This window comes from Vibrio metschnikovii CIP 69.14, from assembly GCF_000176155.1.
GTDB classification, from domain to species: Bacteria; Pseudomonadota; Gammaproteobacteria; order Enterobacterales; family Vibrionaceae; genus Vibrio; species Vibrio metschnikovii.
Map to the genome: position 1 here is coordinate 1,696,858 of NZ_ACZO01000006.1, position 24,815 is coordinate 1,721,672.

General features: G+C 43.4%; 19 protein-coding genes, 1 tRNA gene and 1 pseudogene. 11 read left to right on the forward strand and 10 right to left on the reverse strand.

Going from position 1 to position 24,815, the window contains the following annotated elements; translation table 11 throughout:
* Positions 1-25: 25 nt before the first annotated feature.
* Positions 26-1,042 carry a tRNA (adenosine(37)-N6)-threonylcarbamoyltransferase complex transferase subunit TsaD gene (tsaD, locus tag VIB_RS11045; RefSeq protein WP_004396008.1) on the reverse strand — a complete coding sequence of 339 codons (1,017 nt, stop codon included), beginning with the start codon at positions 1,040-1,042 and terminating at the stop codon, positions 26-28.
* Positions 1,043-1,116: 74 nt separating this feature from the next.
* Here tsaD and VIB_RS18360 point away from each other — a divergent pair.
* The 6 genes and pseudogenes from VIB_RS18360 (at position 1,117) to VIB_RS11070 (ending at position 6,049) form a co-directional block, all read left to right on the forward strand.
* Positions 1,117-1,324, forward strand: a pseudogene (locus tag VIB_RS18360) (hypothetical protein).
* The gene (rpsU, locus tag VIB_RS11050) at positions 1,315-1,530 is read left to right on the forward strand and encodes a 30S ribosomal protein S21 (RefSeq protein ID WP_004396009.1); all 216 of its coding nucleotides are present in this window, start codon (positions 1,315-1,317) and stop codon (positions 1,528-1,530) included. The pseudogene VIB_RS18360 and the gene rpsU overlap by 10 nt, the downstream one beginning before the upstream one ends.
* A gap of 28 nt (positions 1,531-1,558) precedes the next feature.
* On the forward strand, positions 1,559-2,002 hold the full coding sequence (locus VIB_RS11055) for a GatB/YqeY domain-containing protein (RefSeq protein ID WP_004396010.1): 444 nt from the start codon (positions 1,559-1,561) through the stop codon (positions 2,000-2,002).
* Positions 2,003-2,097: 95 nt separating this feature from the next.
* A complete protein-coding gene (gene dnaG, locus VIB_RS11060; RefSeq protein WP_004396011.1) occupies positions 2,098-3,861 on the forward strand; it encodes a DNA primase in 1,764 nt (587 codons plus the stop codon).
* A gap of 97 nt (positions 3,862-3,958) precedes the next feature.
* Positions 3,959-5,830: an RNA polymerase sigma factor RpoD gene (gene rpoD / locus VIB_RS11065; protein WP_004396012.1), complete on the forward strand. Its 1,872-nt coding sequence runs from the start codon at positions 3,959-3,961 to the stop codon at positions 5,828-5,830.
* A 143-nt stretch (positions 5,831-5,973) separates the two neighbouring features.
* Positions 5,974-6,049: transfer RNA gene (locus tag VIB_RS11070), tRNA-Ile, on the forward strand.
* 286 nt (positions 6,050-6,335) lie between these two features.
* Here VIB_RS11070 and VIB_RS11075 read toward each other — a convergent pair.
* Positions 6,336-6,755 carry an ACT domain-containing protein gene (locus tag VIB_RS11075; protein WP_040904695.1) on the reverse strand — a complete coding sequence of 140 codons (420 nt, stop codon included), beginning with the start codon at positions 6,753-6,755 and terminating at the stop codon, positions 6,336-6,338.
* A 707-nt stretch (positions 6,756-7,462) separates the two neighbouring features.
* Here VIB_RS11075 and leuE point away from each other — a divergent pair.
* Positions 7,463-8,101, forward strand: coding sequence for a leucine efflux protein LeuE (gene leuE, locus VIB_RS11080; RefSeq protein WP_004396014.1), 639 nt, complete (start codon positions 7,463-7,465; stop codon positions 8,099-8,101).
* A 90-nt stretch (positions 8,102-8,191) separates the two neighbouring features.
* Positions 8,192-9,949 (forward strand): lysophospholipid acyltransferase family protein, encoded by a 1,758-nt coding sequence (locus tag VIB_RS11085; RefSeq protein ID WP_004396015.1) that lies wholly within the window; start codon positions 8,192-8,194, stop codon positions 9,947-9,949.
* A gap of 90 nt (positions 9,950-10,039) precedes the next feature.
* On the opposite strand, the gene VIB_RS11090 is transcribed toward VIB_RS11085, so the two are convergent.
* The 6 genes from VIB_RS11090 to VIB_RS11115 all read right to left on the reverse strand — a co-directional run bounded on the left by VIB_RS11090 (position 10,040) and on the right by VIB_RS11115 (position 17,557).
* Positions 10,040-12,094 (reverse strand): BCCT family transporter, encoded by a 2,055-nt coding sequence (locus VIB_RS11090; protein WP_004396016.1) that lies wholly within the window; start codon positions 12,092-12,094, stop codon positions 10,040-10,042.
* Positions 12,095-12,325: 231 nt separating this feature from the next.
* Positions 12,326-12,877, reverse strand: a complete 552-nt coding sequence (locus VIB_RS11095; protein ID WP_040904697.1) for a molecular chaperone TorD family protein — start codon at positions 12,875-12,877, stop codon at positions 12,326-12,328.
* Positions 12,878-13,017: 140 nt separating this feature from the next.
* Entirely contained in the window at positions 13,018-13,830 is an 813-nt protein-coding gene (locus VIB_RS11100) for a dimethyl sulfoxide reductase anchor subunit family protein (RefSeq protein ID WP_004396017.1), read from the reverse strand.
* 3 nt (positions 13,831-13,833) lie between these two features.
* On the reverse strand, positions 13,834-14,451 hold the full coding sequence (locus VIB_RS11105) for a DMSO/selenate family reductase complex B subunit (protein ID WP_040904699.1): 618 nt from the start codon (positions 14,449-14,451) through the stop codon (positions 13,834-13,836).
* 12 nt (positions 14,452-14,463) lie between these two features.
* Entirely contained in the window at positions 14,464-16,902 is a 2,439-nt protein-coding gene (locus tag VIB_RS11110; protein WP_004396019.1) for a DMSO/selenate family reductase complex A subunit, read from the reverse strand.
* A gap of 130 nt (positions 16,903-17,032) precedes the next feature.
* Complete coding sequence (locus VIB_RS11115) at positions 17,033-17,557, reverse strand: 4Fe-4S binding protein (RefSeq protein WP_040904923.1); 525 nt, start codon at positions 17,555-17,557, stop codon at positions 17,033-17,035.
* Positions 17,558-17,770: 213 nt separating this feature from the next.
* On the opposite strand from VIB_RS11115, the gene VIB_RS11120 reads away from it, so the two are divergent.
* Positions 17,771-18,901 carry a glycerophosphodiester phosphodiesterase gene (locus VIB_RS11120; RefSeq protein WP_004396020.1) on the forward strand — a complete coding sequence of 377 codons (1,131 nt, stop codon included), beginning with the start codon at positions 17,771-17,773 and terminating at the stop codon, positions 18,899-18,901.
* Between the two features lie 105 nt (positions 18,902-19,006).
* Here VIB_RS11120 and VIB_RS11125 read toward each other — a convergent pair whose 3' ends face one another.
* Positions 19,007-19,753: a glycerophosphoryl diester phosphodiesterase gene (locus VIB_RS11125; protein WP_004396021.1), complete on the reverse strand. Its 747-nt coding sequence runs from the start codon at positions 19,751-19,753 to the stop codon at positions 19,007-19,009.
* A gap of 336 nt (positions 19,754-20,089) precedes the next feature.
* On the reverse strand, positions 20,090-21,724 hold the full coding sequence (locus VIB_RS11130) for a P-loop NTPase family protein (RefSeq protein ID WP_004396022.1): 1,635 nt from the start codon (positions 21,722-21,724) through the stop codon (positions 20,090-20,092).
* 460 nt (positions 21,725-22,184) lie between these two features.
* Here VIB_RS11130 and VIB_RS11135 point away from each other — a divergent pair, with 460 nt between their 5' ends.
* Positions 22,185-23,393, forward strand: coding sequence for an MFS transporter (locus tag VIB_RS11135; protein ID WP_040904700.1), 1,209 nt, complete (start codon positions 22,185-22,187; stop codon positions 23,391-23,393).
* Positions 23,368-24,324 (forward strand): HTH-type transcriptional regulator YidZ, encoded by a 957-nt coding sequence (yidZ, locus tag VIB_RS11140; protein WP_004396024.1) that lies wholly within the window; start codon positions 23,368-23,370, stop codon positions 24,322-24,324. Before VIB_RS11135 ends, yidZ begins: the two co-directional genes overlap by 26 nt.
* The last annotated feature ends 491 nt before the right edge of the window (positions 24,325-24,815 follow it).

Here is a 24,815-nt window from a genome sequence, read left to right on the forward strand (position 1 = left end):
ATGAGAACCGTTACTGCTTGATTGATTAAGCAATCGGAGTGAGTTGGTCAATCGGCCAACGAGGCCGCGCTTGAACGCTGAGCTCTGTAACATCACCATTTTTTAAGCGTTGCATACCCGCATACGCAATCATCGCGCCATTATCGGTACAAAATTCGGTACGTGGATAAAACACCTCACCGCCAATTTTCTCGGCTAGCTTCGCTAAATCGGCACGTAACTGCTTATTCGCACTCACCCCACCAGCAATCACAATACGCTTCATTCCCGTTTGCTCGAGTGCACGTCGACATTTGATCACCAAAGTATCACACACTGCATCTTGGAAAGCATAAGCAATATCAGCTCGAGTTTGCTCATCGTCACCATTGGCAGCAATGGTATTGGCAGTAAAGGTTTTTAAACCTGAAAAACTCATGTCTAAGCCTGGGCGATCCGTCATAGGGCGAGGAAACTTAAAGCGTCCAGGCGTGCCTTTTTCTGCCAAGCGAGCCAGCATCGGTCCTCCTGGATAATCGAGCCCCATCAACTTAGCCGTTTTATCAAACGCTTCGCCTGCAGCATCATCAATCGATTCACCCAAAATCGTATAATCGCCAATTCCCTTAACTTCTACCATCATCGAGTGGCCACCAGAAACCAATACCGCAACAAAGGGAAACGGCGGTGGATTATCTTCCAGCATTGGCGCCAACAAATGCCCTTCCATATGATGAACCGCCACCGCAGGGATATTCCAAGCATACGCCAAACTACGACCAATCGTCGCTCCGACCAATAAAGCGCCCACCAAACCGGGGCCAGCAGTATAAGCTATGCCGTCGATATCGGCGGGAGTCAGCTTAGCCTCCGCCATGGCGGCTTTAATCAGTGGAATGGTTTTTTTCACGTGATCACGCGAAGCCAGCTCCGGTACCACACCACCATAATCGGCGTGCAGTTTTACTTGGCTATACAATTGATGAGATAAAAGACCTTTCTCATCATCATAAATCGCGATTCCAGTTTCATCGCAAGAGGTTTCAATTCCAATAATGCGCATAGTATTCTCAGCATGCTGTCTGCTAGAAGCTGTTGACCGTGGTCGAACAGCCGCCAATAATCAAAATTCCGCTCATGTTACCTCGGCTTGGCATGACAAACAAACTTTGTACAGACAGTAAACAACAAAGTACTTTACAAAGCGGTCACGATAGGATTAAAATTCCGCACCATTTTTGATCAAGCTGGTTATCGCTCTAGTCGACAAGCTATCTTGTTACTTTGGCCACAAAATACCAGCGTTAACGAATTAACCCCTGAGGTGAAAGGCATATGCCAATAGTTAAAGTACGTGAAAACGAACCGTTCGACGTAGCACTACGTCGTTTCAAGCGCTCTTGCGAAAAAGCAGGTATCCTTTCTGAAGTGCGTCGTCGTGAGCACTACGAAAAGCCAACTACTGTTCGCAAACGTGCTAAAGCAGCAGCTCAAAAGCGTCACGCTAAGAAGCTAGCTCGCGAAAACGCTCGTCGCGTTCGCCTGTACTAATAACTGATTCCAAAAAAGGAATAAAGTTATGGCTCTGATTGACACTCTCAAAGAAGAGCAAAAATTAGCGATGAAAGCCAAGGACAAAGCGCGCCTTGGCACTATTCGTTTGGCCTTAGCCGCCATTAAGCAACGTGAAGTTGACGAACAGATTACTCTGAACGACGACGACATTTTGGCTGTGCTGGTGAAAATGGTTAAACAACGTCGCGACTCTGTTACGCAATATGAAGCCGCTAATCGTCAAGATTTAGCAGATGTGGAAAAAGCGGAAATCACCGTTCTTGAGGAATTTATGCCTCAACCATTGAGTGAAGAAGACGTTATCGCCCTGATTGACAGTGCGGTGGCCGAATCTCAAGCCAGTGGCATGCAAGACATGGGTAAAGTGATGGCGCTGATCAAACCACATATTCAAGGGCGTGCAGATATGGGTAGAGTAAGCAGTTTAGTTCGCGCTAAACTCGTTTAATCCCACACCCAAATGCATCAAGCCGTGCTATCCTCTGGTAGGCACGGCTTGTTCGTATCTACACTTTTGGTTTTTCTCTCTTTCTTTTAGGTTGTATGGCAGGACAAATTCCTCGTAGTTTCATTGATGATCTCCTTGCTCGACTCGATATTGTCGACATCATCGACGCACGTGTAAAACTTAAAAAAAAGGGCAAAAACTACGGCGCTTGCTGTCCATTTCATAATGAGAAAACCCCTTCGTTTAGCGTCAGCCAGGAAAAGCAGTTTTATCACTGCTTTGGTTGTGGTGTGCATGGCAACGCGATTGATTTCCTTATGGAATACGAGCGACTGGAATTCCCTGAAGCCATTGAAGAGCTTGCTTCTTATCTAGGATTAGAGGTTCCACGCGAAGAGCGCTACAACAACAGTCAGTCGGCATCAAATTCAACACCGCGCGTTAATAACGATGAAAAACGCACGCTGTATGATTTACTGAGTAACATCGCACAGTTTTATCGTCAGCAATTAAAAACCCCAGCCGGGCGAGGCGCAATCGAGTATCTCAAAGATCGAGGCTTATCCGGTGACATTGCACAACAGTTTGGCATTGGTTATGTACCTGACGAGTGGGACTTAATACGTCGTAATTTTGGCCAACACCCGCAAGCTCAAGAGATGCTGGTGACTGGCGGAATGCTGATAGAGAACGAGAGTGGCAAACGCTACGACCGTTTTCGTGGTCGAGTCATGTTTCCGATTAGAGATCGCCGAGGTCGCGTGATTGGCTTTGGTGGTCGAGTGATTGGTAATGGCACACCTAAATACCTTAACTCGCCAGAAACACCGATCTTCCATAAAGGTAAAGAGCTTTACGGCCTGTATGAAGTGATGCAAGCCCATCGCGATCCAGTACAGATACTGGTCGTTGAGGGCTATATGGATGTGGTCGCTTTAGCCCAATATGGTGTTGATTATGCGGTTGCCTCACTGGGTACCGCGACCACTGGCGACCACTTACAACTGCTGTTTCGTCAAACCAATACCGTGGTCTGTTGCTATGATGGTGACCGAGCCGGTAGAGAAGCGGCCTGGCGAGCTTTAGAAAATGCGCTAAGCTATCTTAAAAGTGGCAATATTCTTAAGTTTCTTTTCTTGCCCGATGGTGAGGATCCTGACAGCTACATCAGAAAGCACGGTAAAGAAAATTTTGAACACGCTGTACAGCATGCGAAGCCTCTCTCGAGTTATCTTTTTGAAAACCTGATTGAGACCCACAAACTCAACTTAGGTACCGTAGAAGGGAAATCAACCCTGCGCACCTTAGCGAATGAGTTGATTAATAAAATCCCAGATATTGGCTTTCAACAAGAGTTGGATGAAAAGCTCGATAAACTCACGGGCTTTATGAGCCATGGAAAACAACGTCGAACTCAACCAACAAGCGAGCGACCACAACCGCACAAAGAGCTAAAACGCACCCCAATGCGTGAAGTTATCGCTTTGCTTGTGCAAAATCCGAGCTATGCTGAAATGGTGCCGGAACTGTCGAGTGTCAAACACTTAGCCATTCCCGGTTTAAGTTTGCTGGTCAATGTGGTTGAAAATTGTCAGCAACACCCCCATATCACTACCGGTCAATTGCTCGAGCATTGGCGTAATAATGAACATGAAGCACTGCTGTCTCGTCTGGCAAGTTGGGAAATCCCCCTTGTCGAAGACAACCAAGAAGAACTATTTTTAGACTCATTGGACAAAATTCTTGCCCAGTGTGTAGAAAAACAAATTGAAAACTTGCAGGCGAAAGAAAGAAGCGTCGGTTTATCAACCGATGAAAAAAGGGAGCTCATAGCATTAATGCTAGAATTGAAAGCGTAACCCAGTTTAAATAGTCAGCAACGAATAAATTTGTTAATATACATGGTTTGCATTTCGCACACTATTCTTTCACCAGATACGAAGTTGGATACCGTCTATGGATCAAAATCCGCAGTCACAGCTAAAATTACTTGTCATCAAGGGCAAGGAACAAGGCTATCTGACCTACGCCGAAGTAAATGACCACCTACCTGCTGAGATCGTCGATTCTGAGCAAGTGGAAGATATTATTCAGATGATCAACGACATGGGTATCAAGGTAGTAGAAACTGCTCCTGATGCCGATGATCTCGCTTTAAGCGACGATAACACGATCACTGATGAAGATGCCGCTGAAGCCGCTGCCGCAGCGCTTTCAAGCGTAGAAAGCGAGATTGGTCGAACTACCGATCCTGTACGCATGTATATGCGTGAAATGGGAACCGTAGAGCTGCTAACTCGTGAAGGTGAAATTGATATCGCTAAACGCATTGAAGAAGGTATTAACCAAGTTCAAAGCGCCGTTGCTGAATATCCCGGTACGATTCCTTATATTCTTGAGCAGTTCGATAAAGTTCAAGCAGAAGAGTTACGCCTAACCGATCTGATTTCCGGTTTTGTTGACCCGAATGAAGATGAAACTACTGCGCCAACGGCGACGCACATCGGCTCAGAGCTGACTGGTGCTGATCTCGATGACGAAGATAGTAAAGACATCGATGAAGACGAAGATGAAGACGAAGATGGTGACAGCACCGACGATGCCGAAGAAGATACTGGTATCGATCCTGAACTGGCACTAGAAAAATTCACTGAGTTACGTAATAAATATCAAAACTTACAGTTAGCGATCAACGAACACGGTAATGACAGCTCAACAACTCAGCAAGCTTCTGAGTTAGTACTGGATATCTTCCGCGAGTTTCGTCTAACGCCTAAGCAGTTTGATCATTTAGTCACTACACTGCGTAACTCAATGGAACGTGTTCGTACTCAAGAACGCTTGATCATGAAGACTGTGGTCGAAGTCGCTAAAATGCCGAAAAAGTCATTCATCGCCCTATTTACTGGTAATGAATCGAGTGAAGCATGGCTAGATCAAGTCCTTGCGACCGATAAGCCTTACGTTGAAAAAATTCGCGCCAATGAAGAAATGATCCGTCGTTCTATTCAAAAGCTGCGTATTATCGAACAAGAAACCTCACTTGATGTGAATCGCATCAAAGACATTAGCCGTCGCATGTCAATTGGTGAAGCGAAAGCTCGCCGAGCGAAAAAAGAGATGGTAGAAGCCAACCTACGTTTGGTTATTTCGATTGCTAAGAAATACACCAACCGTGGTCTACAATTTTTGGATCTGATCCAAGAAGGTAACATTGGCCTAATGAAAGCGGTGGATAAATTTGAATATCGCCGTGGTTATAAGTTCTCAACCTATGCAACGTGGTGGATTCGCCAAGCAATCACTCGTTCTATTGCTGATCAAGCGCGCACCATTCGTATTCCAGTTCACATGATCGAAACGATCAATAAACTGAACCGAATTTCGCGCCAGATGCTACAAGAGATGGGTCGTGAGCCTCTGCCTGAAGAATTAGCGGAACGCATGCAAATGCCGGAAGATAAAATTCGCAAAGTGCTCAAAATCGCCAAAGAGCCAATCTCAATGGAAACGCCAATAGGTGATGATGAAGATTCACATCTAGGTGATTTTATTGAAGATACTACGCTTGAACTGCCTCTAGACTCAGCCACGGCAACGAGCCTAAGAGCCGCAACAAGAGACGCTCTGGCTGGCTTAACACCACGTGAAGCTAAAGTTTTACGGATGCGTTTTGGTATTGATATGAATACAGACCACACTCTTGAAGAAGTGGGCAAACAGTTCGATGTTACTCGCGAACGTATTCGTCAAATCGAAGCCAAAGCACTGCGTAAACTTCGTCACCCAAGCCGCTCAGAAACTCTACGCAGCTTCCTTGATGAATAACTAAAAACCAACGTGTTTAAAAGGTGAGCAAATGCTCGCCTTTTTTTATTACCCCAAATGCTAAGTGAATAAAAACTAAGCGCTATTACCCTATTTTCCGGCTAGACAGACACCCAGCCTTCCCCTATAATCACACACCTATCGGCCCCTTAGCTCAGTGGTTAGAGCAGTCGACTCATAATCGATTGGTCCGCAGTTCAAGTCTGCGAGGGGCCACCAAATTCCAGAAGGTTAGTAAGCGTAGTGTTTACTAACCTTTTTTTATACCTGACGATTTTGGGTCAGGTAAGCCCCGCTCACACACTCTTCTCTTTCTCACTCAAGCTACTTTTTAGTACTCTGTATCATTACCGATGAGAGCGGAGATTGTGCTTATTGATAACCGCAAGAGAGAAAGGTTTTGCGCCAGATTCAAGAGCTTGTGCCAATTCTGAGACCTTTCGGTAATAAGTTACTCTTCGCCCCGATAAAGTGGTGAGCTTTAGTGCTACTGGTTGATGTGCTTTCATTGTGTGTTCTCATTACCTGTTTGCTGAGTAAATTCTTGCAAGGCCTGTAGCGCCTTTTCAGCCAGAGTGCTTTGCACAAAAATATGGTCATGATAATAACCAGCAATCACATTAGCACTGATCCCATAAGACGCTAACTTAGTCGCGAACGCAGCGGTTAAACCTACCGCCTCTAAACTAGAATGCACGGTAAGTGTGATTAAGCTAAAAACACTATCAAACTTGAGTTGGGCAGCTTTGGCTTGTTGTTCTAATAACACTAAGGTTAACCCCTCTTGCTCTCGACATGTTGCGATTGGATCTAAGTGCCAATACTCAGATAACGGCCCCTTCACGGTACAAAATACGTAATTGCCCTCGATGATCTGTGGTGACATCGACTTTAGTAATACCTCTAACTCGCTAATTGCTGACATTTTCTAACCTTATCTACTACCTACAAACGTGAAGAATATACGGTGAAATAAAATAAGTTTAATTCATAATATTAATCAAACATTAGGAAAGATAATATCCAGCACCCAATAGGAGAAAGAGAGGAATAGATTGCTGTTACATGGTTGCTTTAACGTTTGGCTACGACAAAAAACTTACTTATCATCATTACAATCATTCACTCAACAATGGATTCCAACAGGATAAAAAACTGAAAAATACAGATTAAATAGCATTTAAAATAAAGAATACTTCACAAAACAAACGCCCACCAAATCCAGGTTAATTCTTGAAATTAAGATTCAAAATAAAATCAATAATCAGACTTTAATTTCAATTAAAAACAAAAAACCAGATAAAAACACCAATAACAACAAATCAAGCAGTCACATATTCCAAATTTTTAAAAGCGCGTTATGATACACGAAAATGACCTAGAAATGAGCCATCTCCAAGGGCACCTAGCCACTCCTTCAGGGCCTTTTGAACAATAAAATCTATTTTTATTAAATGGTTATATACCCAAACGACTTGAAATTGCAGGTAGGCGGCCAGTGTGTGAATCCCCATGAGCATAGACAAACTATGTGATTGTGGGGTGAACGAGCACAGCCAACACCGCTTTAGCTTCAACAAGTAGGAAGGGTATACCGATGTACTTTGATTGAAATTATTGGGTAAGAATCATATGTTGGAAAGCATTGGCATCGTCAACCTTTGGGCCTATTTGGTCGGCGTTTTTTTAATTGTTATTGTTCCAGGGCCAAATTCTATTTTCGTGCTAACGGCTAGCGCAAAGTATGGTGTGCGTGGCGGATATAAAGCAGCAATGGGCGTCTTTACTGGTGACGCACTGCTGATTTTTTTAGCCTTTTTGGGCGTGGCTACCGTGGTCAAAAACTCACCGGCCCTGTTTCATGCCATTCAATATTTGGGTGCGGCCTACCTACTTTATCTCGGTATAAAAACCATTACCCAGAGTTTACGAGTTAAAGAATCTCAGCCTGAAGTGAAATCAGTTCAAAGCAGTAAAGGGATCTATTTTAAAGCGTTAGGACTGAGTATCCTCAATCCTAAGATGATTATTTTTTATGTCTCATTTTTTATTCAATTCATTGATTTTAATGCGCAAAGTACCGGTCTATCGTTTTTAGTTTTGGGCGCAATTTTGCAGCTGTGTAGCATGCTTTATCTCTCGCTACTGATTTTTGCTGGTTTTGGGATCACGAATAAAGTTAAACAACATAAAAAACTAGCGACGCTATCCAATACTTTTATTGGCTCACTGTTTGTTATGTTTGCGCTAAGACTGGCTTTAACCGCTTAATCTTTCGCCATAAAAACTTCATCACAATGCCGCCTCGCTGACACAAACCCCACTTAGCATAACGTCAACATCACAGTTTGTGAGGACGTTATGCTATCTACGAGCCCTTTTAAATTACCCCGAAAAACCCCTTTTGGACTGGCTGAACACTTTGCAGAATGGGCAACAGGATTAAGTCAACTCGATAAATTTTATCATCAGCGTCCCGCACAGTGCTCCAGCGCGGAATTTTTACGTTTTACCTTAGAGATATTAGGGATTGATTATCGCGTCACTAAGGGCTGTGTATCACAGATACCAACAACGGGCACGACCATTGTTGTCGCTAATCATCCTCTCGGATGTGTTGAAGGCATTATCCTTGCTGAACTGCTGCTATCGGTTCGTAATGACGTCAAAATTCTCGCCAATCACTATTTAAAAACGGTGCCAGAGATCGATGAGCTGTTTATTGGTATCGATGTATTTGCCAGCGAGAATGCCAGTCATGCCAATCTCTCTGCGTTACGTCAAGCTCATCAGCATCTTGCCAATGGGGGCGTTTTATTGATGTTTCCTGCTGGGGAAGTCTCACGGTGGGTAAACAATAAACCGCAGCGAGTCGAGGATAAAGAGTGGAGCCAATCAGTCAGCCGTTTAGTGAAAAAACATCAAGCCACCGTCTTACCAATCTATATTGATGGCCAAAACTCAAAACGATTCTATATGGCTGGAAAAATACACCCATTACTTCGCACACTCTTACTGGGTAGAGAGCTACTCAACAAACAACAAAGTTGTATTGAAATAGCGATTGGAGAGACCATTGCTTGCTCAGAAATCGCTACCTTAGATGATCAACAACTGGTTAATTATTTACGCTTAAACACCTATTTACTACAAAACCAACGCTGGATAACTCGTGATAAAACGCAGCAAGATCGAAGCCTACCGCCTATCGTTGAACGGCTAAGTCTCGAGATGTTACAACAAGATATTGATACCCTGCCTCAAGAATGTCATTTGTTGGATCATCAAAACTTTGCCGTATATTGTGCCAGTGCCGAGCAAATTCCGGCAATCTTGCATGAAATTGGTCGAGTCAGAGAATTGAATTTTCGCCACGTCGGTGAAGGAACTGGACTGGCCTTAGATATTGATCACTTTGATCGCGATTACCTGCATCTTTTTATTTGGGATCGGACAGCACATGCGTTAGTTGGCGCTTATCGTCTCGGATTGGTCGATAAATTAGTCGAGCGACACGGTATGCATGGCTTATACACACGCACTTTGTTTCATTACGATCAGAGTTTTATCGATAACATGGGTAAATCTATTGAGATGGGGCGTTCGGTGATCGACAGAACTTATCAAAAAAGCGTCGCGCCATTACTGCTGCTCTGGAAAGGCATTGCAACCTATATTGATCGCCACCCTGAATACACACACCTTTTTGGCCCAGTCAGCATCAGTAGCGATTACAGTGAACTTGCGCGTCAACTATTAGCTGACACCATGACACTGCACTACTACGATCAAGAGCAGGCCAATTTAGTCAGTGCCAGCCACCCGCTATCAAGTACCCATCAGCTATGGAATGCCAGCTTACTATCAGCCTTAGCTGATCTTCAGCTTTTATCACGAGTGATCGCGCGTATTGATGATGGTAAAGGGATTCCTGTATTGCTGCGCCAATATTTAGGCTTAAATGGTCGCTTAGTTTGCTTTAACGTTGACCCTGATTTTAATGACTCATTAGATGGGTTAATTATGGTCGATTTACGTCAAGTTCCGGTAAGAACGCTCGCCCGTTATATGGGGGTTGAAGCCGCTCATCGCTATTTAACGCGATATAAAATGGATTAAAAAACAGGCACGCCTATAAAATGGCGTGCCTGATTATTATATTTTTAATCTATAGTAGCTCTTTGCTAGCATGACCAACCGACACTCTCATTAGGTGGACGATGTCGCTGTACTAGGATCTTCGCTTTGTAAATCATCATCATGCTCTTCCATTCGCCAAGGCAAACTCCCCGGTGAAATATGTAAAAAGTGCAGATACTTCTCAAATTGATCCAAAATATCATTGATGATGTCGCGCTCTTCATAACCGTAGACATCGTAAGCTTGGCCTCCGCGACGAAGAAACACTTCCGCTCGATAATAGTAATCATCATCGATTTGTTTCTCTTGCTCGGAAGCAAACTCGGGCATCTCATAAGCACGCAGGCGAATCTCATAAATAAACTCCACTTCGCCCGCTTTCTCAACATCAATAATGCAGCGAGTATTGAGATCATCAAAGGTCACTTTTGCTTGCCAACCTTTATTTTCAAGCTCCTGCTTAACCGTATTCATTGCGGTAAGGCCAGTCTGCTCAATAAATTTCTCCACACTGGTTTTAGATGGGAAATCAATAAGATGCGACAGTCGCTTTTTCCAATTGGTTTTACCTTGTAGATGCACAGGTAACTTCATATCGTGCTGTAAACTGGTCTCATGATGCCCTTCAATCACTAACGCTCGCCACATACCAATGCCACCGATTAACATGATAATTGCAAATGGTAAGGCACTCACGATTGATGCCGTTTGCAAAGCGCTGAGCCCTCCTGCCAGTAGTAGCACCGAGGCAACCAGTCCTTGCGTCACTACCCAAAATGTACGCTGCCAGACTGGCGTATGCATTGCACCACCCGATGCAAGTGAATCAATCACCAATGAACCGGAATCTGAAGAGGTGACAAAGAAAGTGATGATCAGTAATACCGTAATAAAAGACACTACGGAAGAGAGAGGCAACAGCTCAAATAACTGAAAAAGCGCGACAGCATGATCGGCCTGAACATAGGTAATCAGCGAGCTATAGCCTTCAACCATAATTAAATGCAGTGCGGTATCGCCAAAAATAGAGAACCAAAGAAAGGTAAAGATAGACGGAACCAACATGACTCCAACCACAAATTGTCGAATCGTTCGACCGCGACTTATTTTGGCAATAAATAAGCCGACAAATGGAGCCCAAGCTATCGTCCAGCCAAAAATAAATAGGGTCCAGTTACCAATCCAGTCACTCGATTCATAAGCTTGCAAACTAAATGTTCGTTCAACAATATTACTTAAATAACTTCCCGTATTTTCTAAAAAGGTCTCTAATATAAAGATGGTCGGTCCAACGACAAATACAAATAGCATCAAACTGATTGCTAACAGCATATTAATAATCGATAAACGCTTAACACCTTTATCCATACCTGCGAGCACTGAAAATAAAGCTAAGCAAGTAATCACCGCAATCGCACCAATTTGGAAAGGTACTCCCACTTCGACACTTGGCCATAAATAATTGACTCCGGCATTAATTTGGGCAACCGATAAACCTAATGTCGTAGCAATACCAAATAAGGTACCAAGAATAGCGAAGATATCGACAATATGACCAATTGGACCATGAATACGTTCACCAATCAAAGGATATAAGGTTGATCGCATTGATAAAGGCAAACCATGCCGGAAAGCAAAATAGGCTAAACACAAGCCGACCAAACCATAAATAGCCCAAATATGAAATCCCCAATGGAAATAGGCAATTTGCATGGCTTGTTTAGCCGCTTCAATGGTTTCACCGCTGCCTGTCGGTGGTGAGGCATAATGCAATACTGGCTCGGCGACACCAAAGAAAAGTAAAGCAATACCGTATCCTGCGGAGAAGAGCATCGCGAACCAAGCTGGAAAGCTATATTCAGGCTCCGCATGATCGGGACCAAGTTTTATATTTCCCCAGCGCGTAAAAGCTAACGAGACAATAAAAATTAAAAATAGGGCCACCGCTAACATATAGAACCAACCAAAGGTTTCGGTTATATAGGCTAGCGTCGTCGAAAAAACGTTACCCGCGAGACTAGGATTTGATATGGTTCCTACTACCATTAGTGCTATGACAATTACCGCCGGAATAAAAACCGGAATAAGCACTGTCGAGTTAGATTTCTCTAACTTATCTATCATAAAGCCTCCTGCTTTATTAGTTCTTATTGAAAAAAAACCTCCTCATCATATAACATTTTGCCTCTCACTGCGAATAACACTATCAATTCAATAAAAATAACCATCATAAAAACAAGCATCAACAACAATTAAATTCTTTTTAAAACAGTGGGTTAAACAAAATTAGCGTGTCATTTTAAAATAATCAAACTCAGGCAATAAATAGCTATATTTACAGGTAATATTATGCAATTACTCGGAATTATCACTCGATAACTCCGCTACAAAATATTCCGCTAACACTGCTAAATAATAATAAAAATCATCTTCATCACAGGTGGATTTTAAGCGTTGTAAATAGAGTGTCGCCCAAGGAAAAAGATGATCCGTTAATAACTCAATAACCGCAGATTCTTGACCTTGTTCGAGGAAATGAGCAAGGGCTAATAACATTAATCCAAATTGATCTTCTGGTTCCTGACGGGCGAGTTGCACCGCTAAACCATGACGCTGAAGAAATTGACGATAAGCCAAGGTACTTTCGCCCATCACGATATGCTCAGGATCTAAGTATACCGATCCCCAAGGCGGAGCGGGCATATCCCCTAGCCCTTCAAATAGTACACTAAAGCGCTCAGGTTGTGGTTCCGGTAGACGATGACACAGGGTTTCGATCGCCTTAGGATCGCTCCAAGAGAAATAATGGGCTAATTGAGGCAGATCGTGTAACGCATACTGCGCAGGCTCACTCTGCGGTGGATAGTAAAATAAACTACCAAGGATTCGAGGAACAATGGCTAACATTGGCTTTCCTTTCTGTTGTAAAAAGTGCTCAGCCCGTGAGCCAACTCCCAGCGTATTCGCTTAAGGTCGCCGCTCTCACAGGCTGAACGGTACATGCTGTTTAGGAGAAGAATACGCTCAAAGTATCCTCCCAACTGCCACTACATGGTTATCCACCATAAGTTATAGAAGGTAATACGTGAAGCCAGCTCGCCAAGGATCATCAGTGCCGCACCGCTAAAAAGCAAAGGTTTAACGGCTTGTTTTTTCAGTAAGACCCACAAAGCAAGTACCAGCGCGATAGCCATCGCGAACAAATAGGTGTACCAAAACATCGTTTGTGCATTCACTAAATGCGGTACTTGCTCGGTTAAAAACGCCATATAACCGGTACGAGTCGCAAACGAAATCGCTGCCCCAACGATGACCGCTAACGCACCGAGTCGTTTAGCACCGAGTGCTAAAGCACACATCCCACCAGAGATAGCAACGGTTAGCCACAAATGTAGCGACGTATAATGGCTATTCCAAGCCGGGACGGTGGCCAATTGATAAACCTGCGTAATCGACCAAGCAAACGCAAGGCCTAATAATACCGCAATCCCATTCAACCATTGGTGCAATGTATCGGTAACGGTAACGTTAAACTTGGTTTTCAGTATATCGCGTAGGCGAGGTGCACTGAGTGCTACCGTTAAAAAAGCACAACCAAAATAGAGACCACTTAAAACAATTTCATTACTCATCGGTGAACGGAATAAACCAAACAGCAAGTTAAACGCACGCTGAGGTTGTCCCATATGTAAGCCACCAATTGCCATGCCTACAGCAAATAAAATTACGGCAACCAGATTGATTTTATGACGCTGAGCATTGGTAATTTGTCCAACAAGACCAGCAAGAAAAGCCAATAACATCATACCAACCGCGGTTTGGCCTAACACCGTAAAAAAGACTAAAGGTAATTCATGCATCTTTTACACCTCTGAAGGGTTTTGAACAGCACCGGTTTTATCACCAGTCATACGGGCATCCGCGTGCGCTTTGATGACTAAACTGGGTTTGGTCAGCTGCGGATCCGGTAAGGGTGCGACCGCATTGGTATCGCCATATTTGGCGCGTAATGTGGCTATCTCATCAAAATCAAGCGCGCGCTGTGGGCAAGACTCGACACACACGGGTTTTAAACCTTGAGCCACTCGCTCATAACAGCCATCGCACTTCGACATCACTTTCTTTTGTTCATCAAACTGCGGCGCACCATAAGGACAACGCATTTCACAATAGCGACAACCAATGCATTTATCTTGATCAACCACCACTAAACCATCTTGTTTCCGCTTATGCATCGCTCCTGTCGGGCAACCTTTCACACACGTTGGTTCAGCACAGTGATTACAGGAGATGGATAAGTAGTAGTTGAAGGTATTTTGCTGCCAAGCATTGCCTACTTTCTGCCACTCACCACCACCATACTCGTATACTCGGCGATATTTGGGGCCTACCTCTTGCGCCTTCTCATCTTTACAACTGATTTGGCACGTTTTGCAGCCAGTACATTTGGATGAGTCGACAAAAAAGCCATATTGTTTCATTTAAAAATCTCCTCAGATGCGCTTAACGTCGACCAAATTGGTGTGTTGTGGGTTACCTTTAGCTAACGCCGTTGGCCGTAGCGAGGTGAGGCGGTTGATACAGCCACCAACATCAACACCTTGTTTATTAGTCTGCGCCCATGCGCCCTCTGGCATCGCCGTTACACCGGGCATGATTCGTGGTGATACCTTCGCTTTAATTCGCACTCTTCCTCTGTCATTAAAGACTTCGACAAAGTCATCATTGTGAATACCTCTCGCTTGTGCATCGATGGGGTTGATCCACAAAACATCCGGCGCAACTTCTTTCAATTGAGCAACGGACGAATACGTTGAGTGGCAATGGCCTTTGGTATGAAACCCTGTCAATTGCAACGGATATTTATTCAGCATCGGTTTATCTTCGATACCTTCGACGGCTGGCCAGTATTCTGGGATCGCCGAAATTTTATCTCCGGGCAGTAATTGCCATTGAGTCGCCAATTCTGCTAACTGCTCTGAATAAATCTCAACTTTTCCTGATGGCGTTTTCAACGGATGTTGCAAAGGATCATCACGAAAATCTTTCAACGCAATATGTTTACTGCTATCTGCGATCCGGCGATCAATCACGCCCATACCATCGGTTTGCTCAAACGGAGGCAAATGCGGTTCTTGTTTACGCACTTGGTTATAAGCGTGTTCAATCCACTCTTGGTAGGTGCGACCTTCGGTAAACGCCTCTTTCAAACCCATTTTATCGGCGATTTCTGCCAAGACATCGTAAGTCGGCCGATTTTCCCACATCGGCTCAATCGCTTTTTGTAAGCGAACCAAATAATGATAAGAGCCTGATTGATAAGAGTTATTAATTAACTCATCGGATTCTAAGGTTGAAACATCGGGCAATAATAAGTCGGCATATTTAGCGCTGGCTGTCATGTGGTTATCCCATACCAGAATAAATTCACACAAAGACTCATCACGCAGCACTTTATCGACTTGGTTAAGATCCGAATGCTGATTAGCGGTGATATTAGACGCGTAATTCCATAGAAACTTCACATTGGTCGTTAAACGATCACGACCTTTGATGTAATCTTTTTCTGGTGTCATCTCGGTGCCGCGAGTAATCGCATCGACCCAGCTAAAACATGGAATCGACACTTTGACTGGGTTTGGTATCGCCAGACCCGCTAGTGGATAATTGACACTGCCTCCCCAAGTACCAATATTGGTTCCAGGACGACCAAACTGCCCGGTCATAATTGGTAGCATCATGATCGCGCGCGCAGCATGCTCACCGTTTTGTGTGCGTTGCACTCCCCAACCTTGAGAAATCCACGCCGCTTTAGCGCTAGCAATTTCACGAGCCAACTGACGAATACGTTGCGCGGGAATTTCGGTCAATGCTTCCGCCCATTCTGGCGTTTTTTCAATCTTGTCTTCCCCAAGACCGAGAATATAAGCTTTATATGATGAGTTCGCTGGCGCACTGGCGGGTAAGGTTTCTTCACTCCACCCTACCGTATATTGGTTAAGCATAGCCTCATCGAGCAGATTTTCTTTGATTAAGGTATGGCCAATTGCCGCGACTAACGCCGCATCGGTTCCCGGGCGAATCGGTAACCATTCGGCATTAAATGCCGTCACGCTATCGGTGCGGCGAGGATCTATCAAAATAACCTTCGCGCCGCTTTGTTCGAGAGCATGATAAATTTCCGCAATTTGTCCGCCCCCTGACATGCGTGTTTCTGCCAAGTTTTGACCAAACATCACCACTAAATCAGAGTTTTTGATCTCAGCAAAAAGCGTTTGTTGCTCAGTGCCGTAAATATTCCCTGCTTGTCCAAAAACAAACGGCTGAATCCGGTTAAGTTGAGCTTCTGAATAGGTATTGTGCATATCTAAGAAGCCACCAGCTAAATTAAGCAGGCGCTTACACGTATTACGGCCTTGTAAATTCGCCCCTGTCGTTCCACTACCATATTGATAGTAAATGGCTTCATTACCATAAGTGTTGATCACTCGTTGCAATTGCTCAGCCACAATGGTGGTGGCTTCATCCCAACTGATGCGCTTGAATTTACCTTCACCACGTTCACCGACCCGCTTCATTGGGTACTTTAAACGGTCAGGGTTATAGGTACGAAAACGAGCTGAGCGCCCCCGTAAACAAGGGCGAATTTGATGCTGACCAAAAATAGCTTCATTGACCCCATCTTCTGGAGAGATCTTAACGGCCACACCATCGCGCACATGAACTTTAAATGGACAACGACTGCCACAGTTCACTAAACAAGCGCTATAACGGATCTGTTCTGGGCTCAGCGAGGATGATGGTGTTGGTGCAGCCAGCGCATTAAATGGCAAGCTGATCGAACTGGCAGCAATCGCTGCGCCAGAAGCAACCGCAGAGCTTTGTATAAACTCACGGCGCGTAAATAGTTTTTTGATTATTGATGTGGACATAGACCCTCCAATGTATCGGCCTATTATCCAAACCTTGCATGATCTTCCCTATGATCACTATCAATGAAAATGTAATTAGCGGTTACACTTTTAAACATTTACTACCAAATAGTAACAATAATAGTTATCATTATTTTTCTGTTGATTTACGAAATTGCCACTCAATCGCATTAGCAGGACAAATCGGACGGCATTGACCGCACCCATTGCATAAGTCCTCATTCACTACGGGTTGTTGATTCGGCTCGCACTGAATCGCTTGAGTTGGGCACTGCTCAATACACAATTCACAATAACCCAATAAACGATTATGACACTGATAAGCAAAGGTCGGTAAGAGCTCAGTTTTCGTGGCAGGCAGCAGCGCCCCGGTTGGACACACTTGCGCGCACTGAGTACACAATTGGCAATGATTGTAATCTAGACATAACTCAGGCCACTGGCCTGTTAACTGGATAACGGAGCTTGGGCACGCTTCAACACACAGACCACAGCCATCACATAACTGCCTGAACGTTGCCTCTGCTAATGCCCCCGGTGGACGAGGTATGGCGCGTTTCGGCTGATCATCCACCTCATGATAAGCGGCCTTACCTCTGGCAACTAAACCACGAAAAAGATCACGGCGACTAAAATTACGGGGACTCTGACTCATCATCACCAAGCTACGATAAACAACACTCTTCAATCATAGCGCGAAAAGACGTAAAGCTAAAAGTCTTGTTCATGTTCAAAAAGCAGATGACCTTGCTTGCGCTTACTGACTTGCGACAATTTTGAATATTTGCTCTATTTATGTTAAAAAACAAGTCAAAGCATACACCAAAACTAGGTTATTTAGCCTCATTCAACTAAAAGGAGTATTACGTTGAATCTTTCTTCGCAGCACCATACCGCTCGTAGCGCATTAACGAGCCTGACAACACCATTTATCTACACCACATTAGGCGTTATTGGCGCACTCTCATTATCAGGCTGCTCAAGCACATCATCGACACTGTCAGCACCGCTTTCTATTCCAGACAACGCGATTATTGCTCATCGCGGCGATTCTTATAACGCACCAGAAGCGACCTTACCGGCTTATCAATTAGCCTGTGAATTTGGGGCAGACTACCTTGAAGTCGATCTACAACGCAGTAAAGATGGCGTTTTAATTGCCGTACATGATAATAATTTACGCAATAAAACCAATATTGCGGAGATTTACCCAGGACGAGCCGATAGTCCAGTAAGCAGTTTTACTTGGGCTGAATTAGAGAAATTAGATGCGGGATCTTGGTTCAATAGCGCCTATCCAGAACGCGCAAGAGAAAGTTATCGTGGCTTGCAATTAATGACCTTAGATCAAGTCAGAGAGGTTGCTGAAAATTGCTCACATCAACCTGGCCTTTATATCGAAACCAAATTACCTGAACTGTTTCCAGGTATCGAAGCGGATCTGAGAGCGAACTTGCAACAGCACGGCTGGCTAGATAAGGAAATGAAAGGTAAGGTTATTTTGCAAACTTTTGAAAAAGAGAGCTTAATTCAACTGCAAGCGGAAATGCCTGATATCCCTAAAGTCCTTCTGCTATGGACTGGCGACGGTTATATCGATATGAAACCCACAGAGCCAAAACAAGATGATGAAAGCTGGGCGGCTTACTACGCACGAGTGCAAGTCGCATCAAAATCGGCTTATGAAGAATGGATAGATTTTGCTAAAGACAATGGCGCGATTGGCGTTGGCCCATCAGGAACTCAAACCAACTTTGCTGACTCGTGGTCGAGTAATTTTAGTTATATGGATCTCGCTAAACCTTGGATGATAGAGATGAATCAGCAAAAAGGGTTAGTGACTCATATTTACACCTTAGATGATGCTGAAGATCTTATCCGCTATCGCGATCGAGGAGTCACCGGCTTTTTCACTAACCGTCCTAATCTCGCCGTCGAAGTGTTAACTGGACGTCCAGCGAAAAACGTTACCGCAACGCTAGTGAAACTTGGTTATTAATCTCAATCAACGTTGATGGTTTCTATAAAAAAATCCCGTATCAATACGGGATTTTTTATTTATCTGGCAATAACTTGCTTCACTCAAGCTACCGATTTAACGCGGCTAATTGGTCGCAGAGAAGAATGAACGAGGGAATGTCTGAGCGATATCGGTAAAGACACCATCCACGCCCCAGTTAAATAATTGGTTGGCTCTTAGTAGGCTATTGACGGTATAAACGTTCACTTTGTAGCCTTTGGCTTTAAAAGCAGCAACCTGCTCACGAGACAATCCTTCATTTTCTGGGTGAATATATTCAGCTTGGCATGCCTGTAAAATGGATTCCCAATCTTCCGACAGTGTCTCTTTAGTAAATAAACAAGCGGTCGGATAGTGCGGCGCACGCCGTTTAAATTCATAGAGAGCAATATGATTAAAACTCGAAATGATCACTTTTCTGTCACTATCAAGCTGTTTTAGTCCCTCAATCACGCCCTCAATTAATTTGAGCGTTTTCTCCCACCCTGCCGTACAGGATTTTATCTCAATATTAGCGTCGAGTTTTAGCTCATTAAGCAGTTCAATAAATTGGCGAAAGGTCGGGATCGGCTCACCAGCAAACGCATCAGAGAACCAGCCACCAGCATCAATATTCGCTAGATCCTGTTGACTCAATTCATACAGGCTACCACTGCGATTGGTGCAACGATCTAATGTGTCATCGTGAGAGATCACTATCGTATCATCACCAAGGATATCAACATCACATTCCAGCCACTGCACCTTATGTGTATGGCAAAGACGAAAAGCAGCTAAGGTATTTTCAGGGGCTAACGATGACATGCCACGATGGGCAAAAAGTGTGTTCATTTTCAATCAACTCTCTGTGAATTGTTGCATTTCGAGCGCAGATAATCGCTCGTTCGAGCTTGAAATGCACTATACCGGAGTCAAATTGTTAACAATAGAGTGGACGGTTCAGAAATGTGATTAGCCGTTGAAAATCAGCCAATACACAACGCAACCTAAGCTGTAGGACAGAAATAAAGTATCATACTGATTGTCTTGAGCATCACAATTGATCATCCACTGCCTTGGCACGTTTCTGGACAAAAGTGAGTCAGTGAAATACCTAATTTAGATAGTTCAGGATTAGCTAAATTATGGAGTAGTAAAGCTCGAATAGCTCTCCAAAAGTTATCGAATTCAGAATTTACCGATTCGGAGATCGTTCAATGGGCTAGACTTTCCTATTTCATTTATAGCCCCACCAATCTTCTCAGCTAGCTCTTGGCTACCAGAGGATAGTAACTTACAGGCTCTGATATATAATGTTAGGTCTTCCCCCTTAAATCCTTTGAATAGCTCAACAAACTGCTCCTGAGAAAGCTTATTCAGCACTTCAACTTCTGACGAGTTATAGCTATTAGTGCCTTTCCTCAACTCAAGAATTTCCATAACCATTGGTTCAGGTTTTAACTTTAGGTACTGCTCCCTTAGCTTTTCTTCGAACTTCTTATCTTCAATACCAAAAGGATTTGCATCTATGCTATCAACATTAAACACTTCTGGATTATCTTTTCTAGATTCGATGAAGAATTTAATAAGCTCATCAGCTTTATCGTTTCGCCCAATAGTTCGTAAGACCGTCAATCCAGAGCTATATTGAGAGACCGAAGCATTAGGTCCTATATCTCGCATTCCATCTTCAAAAGCTAAAGCAATATCGTTTTCGTTATTGTCAAAAGAACCGTGAAATAGCTTCCAAGCCTCATCCCACTTAGCACTAGCATGTTGAATTTCAAACTCTTTCTGCTTATGCTTACAAAGAGGAATCAACTTTTCTTTGTCAAGAAAACCTTGCTCAATACCACGAGCAACAGCCAAGTCGATTTCATCGGTATATACGTAACCATATCGATTTAACGTCATATTCCAACGAACGGTTTTTTCTGGCGTCCATCCCAATTTTTCGTTTTCCTTTCTAGTCCCTGATTGGTTTACAAACGCAAAATCTGGAATGTACGCCTCATCAGCACCATGGCAGTAGTAACACCAACTGAGCACTATAGTGGAGTGAATCACTTTCTTCTTGATACTTTCATCGAAGCCATCAACAAGCTCCAAAAACTCATTTGTGTGCTCGACTATTTTTCTGATGACTCGTTTGTTTTTGATGTTCAATCCAATACAGCAATCACGAACATAATCTCTAAACTCGAAGTTTTCAGCACACATTATATCGAAGCACTGTTCAGCGGTTGGTTCGAAGTGAAGTTGTCTATCTACGATTTTCTCTTTGTACTTCCTGTAATCTTTGAAAGTATTGTCACCAGCATCCTCATTAAGCAACAAGACAACCTTGCAACCTTTTTGCTCCTTGAAGAAAGAAACTAACCCCATGAAGTCTTTGATAGTGATTCCCTCGCTATGACGCTCTAAGTCATCAAAGCAAATTATTGTCTTGTTCATCGCCAGCTGAGAAATTGAATTAATAAGACTGCCAATACCCCCAACATACTTACTCACATAGGGAATTTTTGTATCCTTCACCAAGTCAGCAACTTTCTTTGAATAGCCTTTGATGTTAGGCGCTTCTCCAATTCGATTTGTATCAATCGTGTTTAAGAACGTAGTTTGCTTTAGCTCAGCAATAGAATTAATCCCAAACAATGAAACGTAGGAGTATGATTTTAAAGCGCATTCAATTTTGAACTCTTCGATGTACTGTTCCCAACTATAAGTCTTACCGACCCCCCAATCGCCTTTGATAGCAAGTACTTCGGGAGTATCGGTGGAAAGAAACCTTCGTACTTGCTCTTTAACTAATTCAACTGACATGTATGCAAATTTCCTTACAAAACAGAATGGTACTCCGACAACTATAAGCCTGTTAATCAATATATTGAATAGAAAAAGGTGTGTTCATAGGCATTTATCAAAAAAGCGCAGGGGAGCAGATCTTTTGTTTGTCCATTATTTTTAGTATGGAAAAAACCGACAAGCAGAATAAGGTGTATTATCGTTCTAACTCACTTTGGGGCAAAAGTGTTTTTGAATTTTTAACAAATTAGCAACCCCGTATTAGGTTGATTATAGCAATCGCATAGTAGCTCAAGGAAAAATCAAGCATGTATGAAAAACAGGCTCACAGGAGCCTTATCAACGTTAACTCCTGAGATACCCATACATTTCATTTACTAATGTCGTAAATGGAAATACCTGTTGTCATAAAGGTAACGCGCCAAGTTCAGATATGTCTCATATTATCCTCGTAACCCCAACCACTTATGAGACCACCATGAAACCTGCGGCTAATGTATCCCGATATCTGCTATGCAGCTTTGCCTTTGTGCTGCTCTATCCCACAGCCATCGATCTCTATTTGGTTGCCTTGCCACAAATTGCCAACGATCTTTCTGCAAGTGAATCCCAACTTCATATCGCCTTTTCTGTTTATCTTGCGGGTATGGCTTCTACTATGATGTTTGTAGGACGAGCTGCTGACCGTTTTGGCCGTAAACCTGTCGCCATGTGTGGGGCAGTGATCTTCTCGCTTGCTTCGACGTTGGCGGGTTCAGCTGAAACCAGTGATAGCTTCCTAGTTATGCGATTCTTCCAAGGCGTTGGAGCGGCATGTTGCTATGTTGTGGCCTTCGCTATTTTGCGTGATACCTTAGATGATCAAAAGCGCGCTAAAGTGCTTTCAATGCTTAATGGCATAACTTGTTCTATTCCCGTGCTAGCACCTGTTATCGGTAATCTGATCATGATTAAGTTTCCGTGGCCCGTGTTATTCACCGCCATGACGATGATGGGTGTTGCGATAGGTTTAATTGCTTGCTTTGTCTTGAAAGAAACCTTGCCGAAAGCCAAATGCACCGTTTTAGTTGTTAGTGAAGGCTCGAACGAATCTCTGTGTAACCGCTTTTTTATCTCGCGCGTTATTTATACTTCTTTAGGCGTCACCGCGATTCTCTCTTATGTAAATACATCACCAATGATCATAATGGATTTACTTGGCTTTACTCGAAGTGAATACTCAACGGCAATGGCACTACTCGCGATAGTAGGTATGACAACATCGTTTTCAGTGCCATTTGCTCTGTCTTACTTCAAACAAACCACATTAATGTTCGCAGCACAAATCTCCAGTTTGCTGTCGGCTATCGTTATTCTTGCGGCTCACTTGAATAGCGATAGTTCGACACTCTATATGGTAGGATTTATTTTGGTCAGCATGAGTTTTTCAATGGGATTTGGCGTGGCGATGAGTCAGGCGTTAAGTCAGTTCTCTCGCAAAACTGGACTGGCAAGCTCTATGCTTGGCATAGGACAGGTTTCTTGGTCTGCATTTTACATTTGGTTCATGGCAACATTAGGTGTGTCGGCCGTGATGATGTTAATGATAGCGTTGGTTGCGAGTGGAGTTATTGGACTCTCTATAATATTATTATTTCCAAATCATAACGTTAGTGAGCTTCATGAAGAAATCTCTTGCCCGACTTGATCTCAATTTATTGCTCACTCTGCAGTTGCTCTTGCAAGAGCAAAGTGTCACGAAAACGGCGAAAAAACTGAATGTAACCCCCTCATCGGTGAGTAAGTCACTGGCTAAATTACGTGATTGGTTTGACGACCCTTTATTTGTGAACACACCGCTGGGACTTAAACCAACAACGCTTGCAACGAGCATGCAAGAAAGCTTGTCAGACTGGATGCAAATCGGTAATCAGATTGCATCGCGACGCGGTGATGATGCGCCGAGTGGTGTGAAGTTTCACCTTGGCGTCGAGTCGCCATTGTCACTCATTATGGTGGATGAACTGACTAAACGAATTCATGACACGTATCCCGATTCTAAAGTGAAGTATCACAATTGGGATTACGATTCATTAGACGCGATTACGCGCGGTGAAGTGGATATCGGTTTTACGGGGCGTGAGAGCCATCCTCGCTCTAAGGAGTCGCTAGAACTGCTGCCATATTTCATCAATTTTGAAGTTCTATTTTCCGACCTGCCTATGGTGTATATCCGAAAAGACCATCCAGCGCTCAAGCAAGAGTGGAATTTAGATACTTTCTTAAGCTATGCCCATATCAATGTTACATGGGAGAAAAATGACAGTTGGGCATTGGATGAGATCTTGGCTGAGCAGGGGTACACCCGAAATGTTAGATTAACAATGGCGAGTTTCGAACAAGCTTTGTTTGTTGCCGAAAAGCCCGACCATCAAATGTTAACTACGGCACCAAAGTATTGTCAGCGGTACTGCGAGCAGATTCACCCTAATTTGCTGGCGTTGCCTATCCCAATTACGGAAGATTGTCAGCATAAACTACTGATCCCGTTTACTATGATTTGGCACAAACGTAATAATCAGAATCCTAAAATCGTATGGTTGAGGGAGACGATTAAGAACCTATATGGCACAAGTTAAACTATTAATTTTGAAGTAAAGTAATGAACAGCCTCCCACCTTGATGCTATCAATAGCCGTAGGAGTGAGGTCTTGCCTTCCATTAGATTAAGTATTTTAAAATCTTGAACTCCATTATCCACTTCGACGTTGGTCTCAGCTCATTTTGGGGGCATAAACGTTTTAAAAATGGCAGCGTACCGATGTGAACGCTGCCATTTTTGTATGATACGTGAATACTCAGTATGAGACTTTATTCCTCTCCTACATCAGCTGTAAACACACAAAAAAGTATCATACTTTTTTGTGTCATAACTCATTGATTTATAATGATGGGATTTTCGAGTCAATTTAAAAAGTATCATACTTTCATTCTCGATTCATACTAACACCAAATAAACTTATGACAAAAAAGTATCACACTTTTTTATCACATTGTATTCGAACAGAATTAGAGCGAATGGTTGTCTTACATCGGAGAAGGATAAATTGTCCTTAACACTTCAAGCATA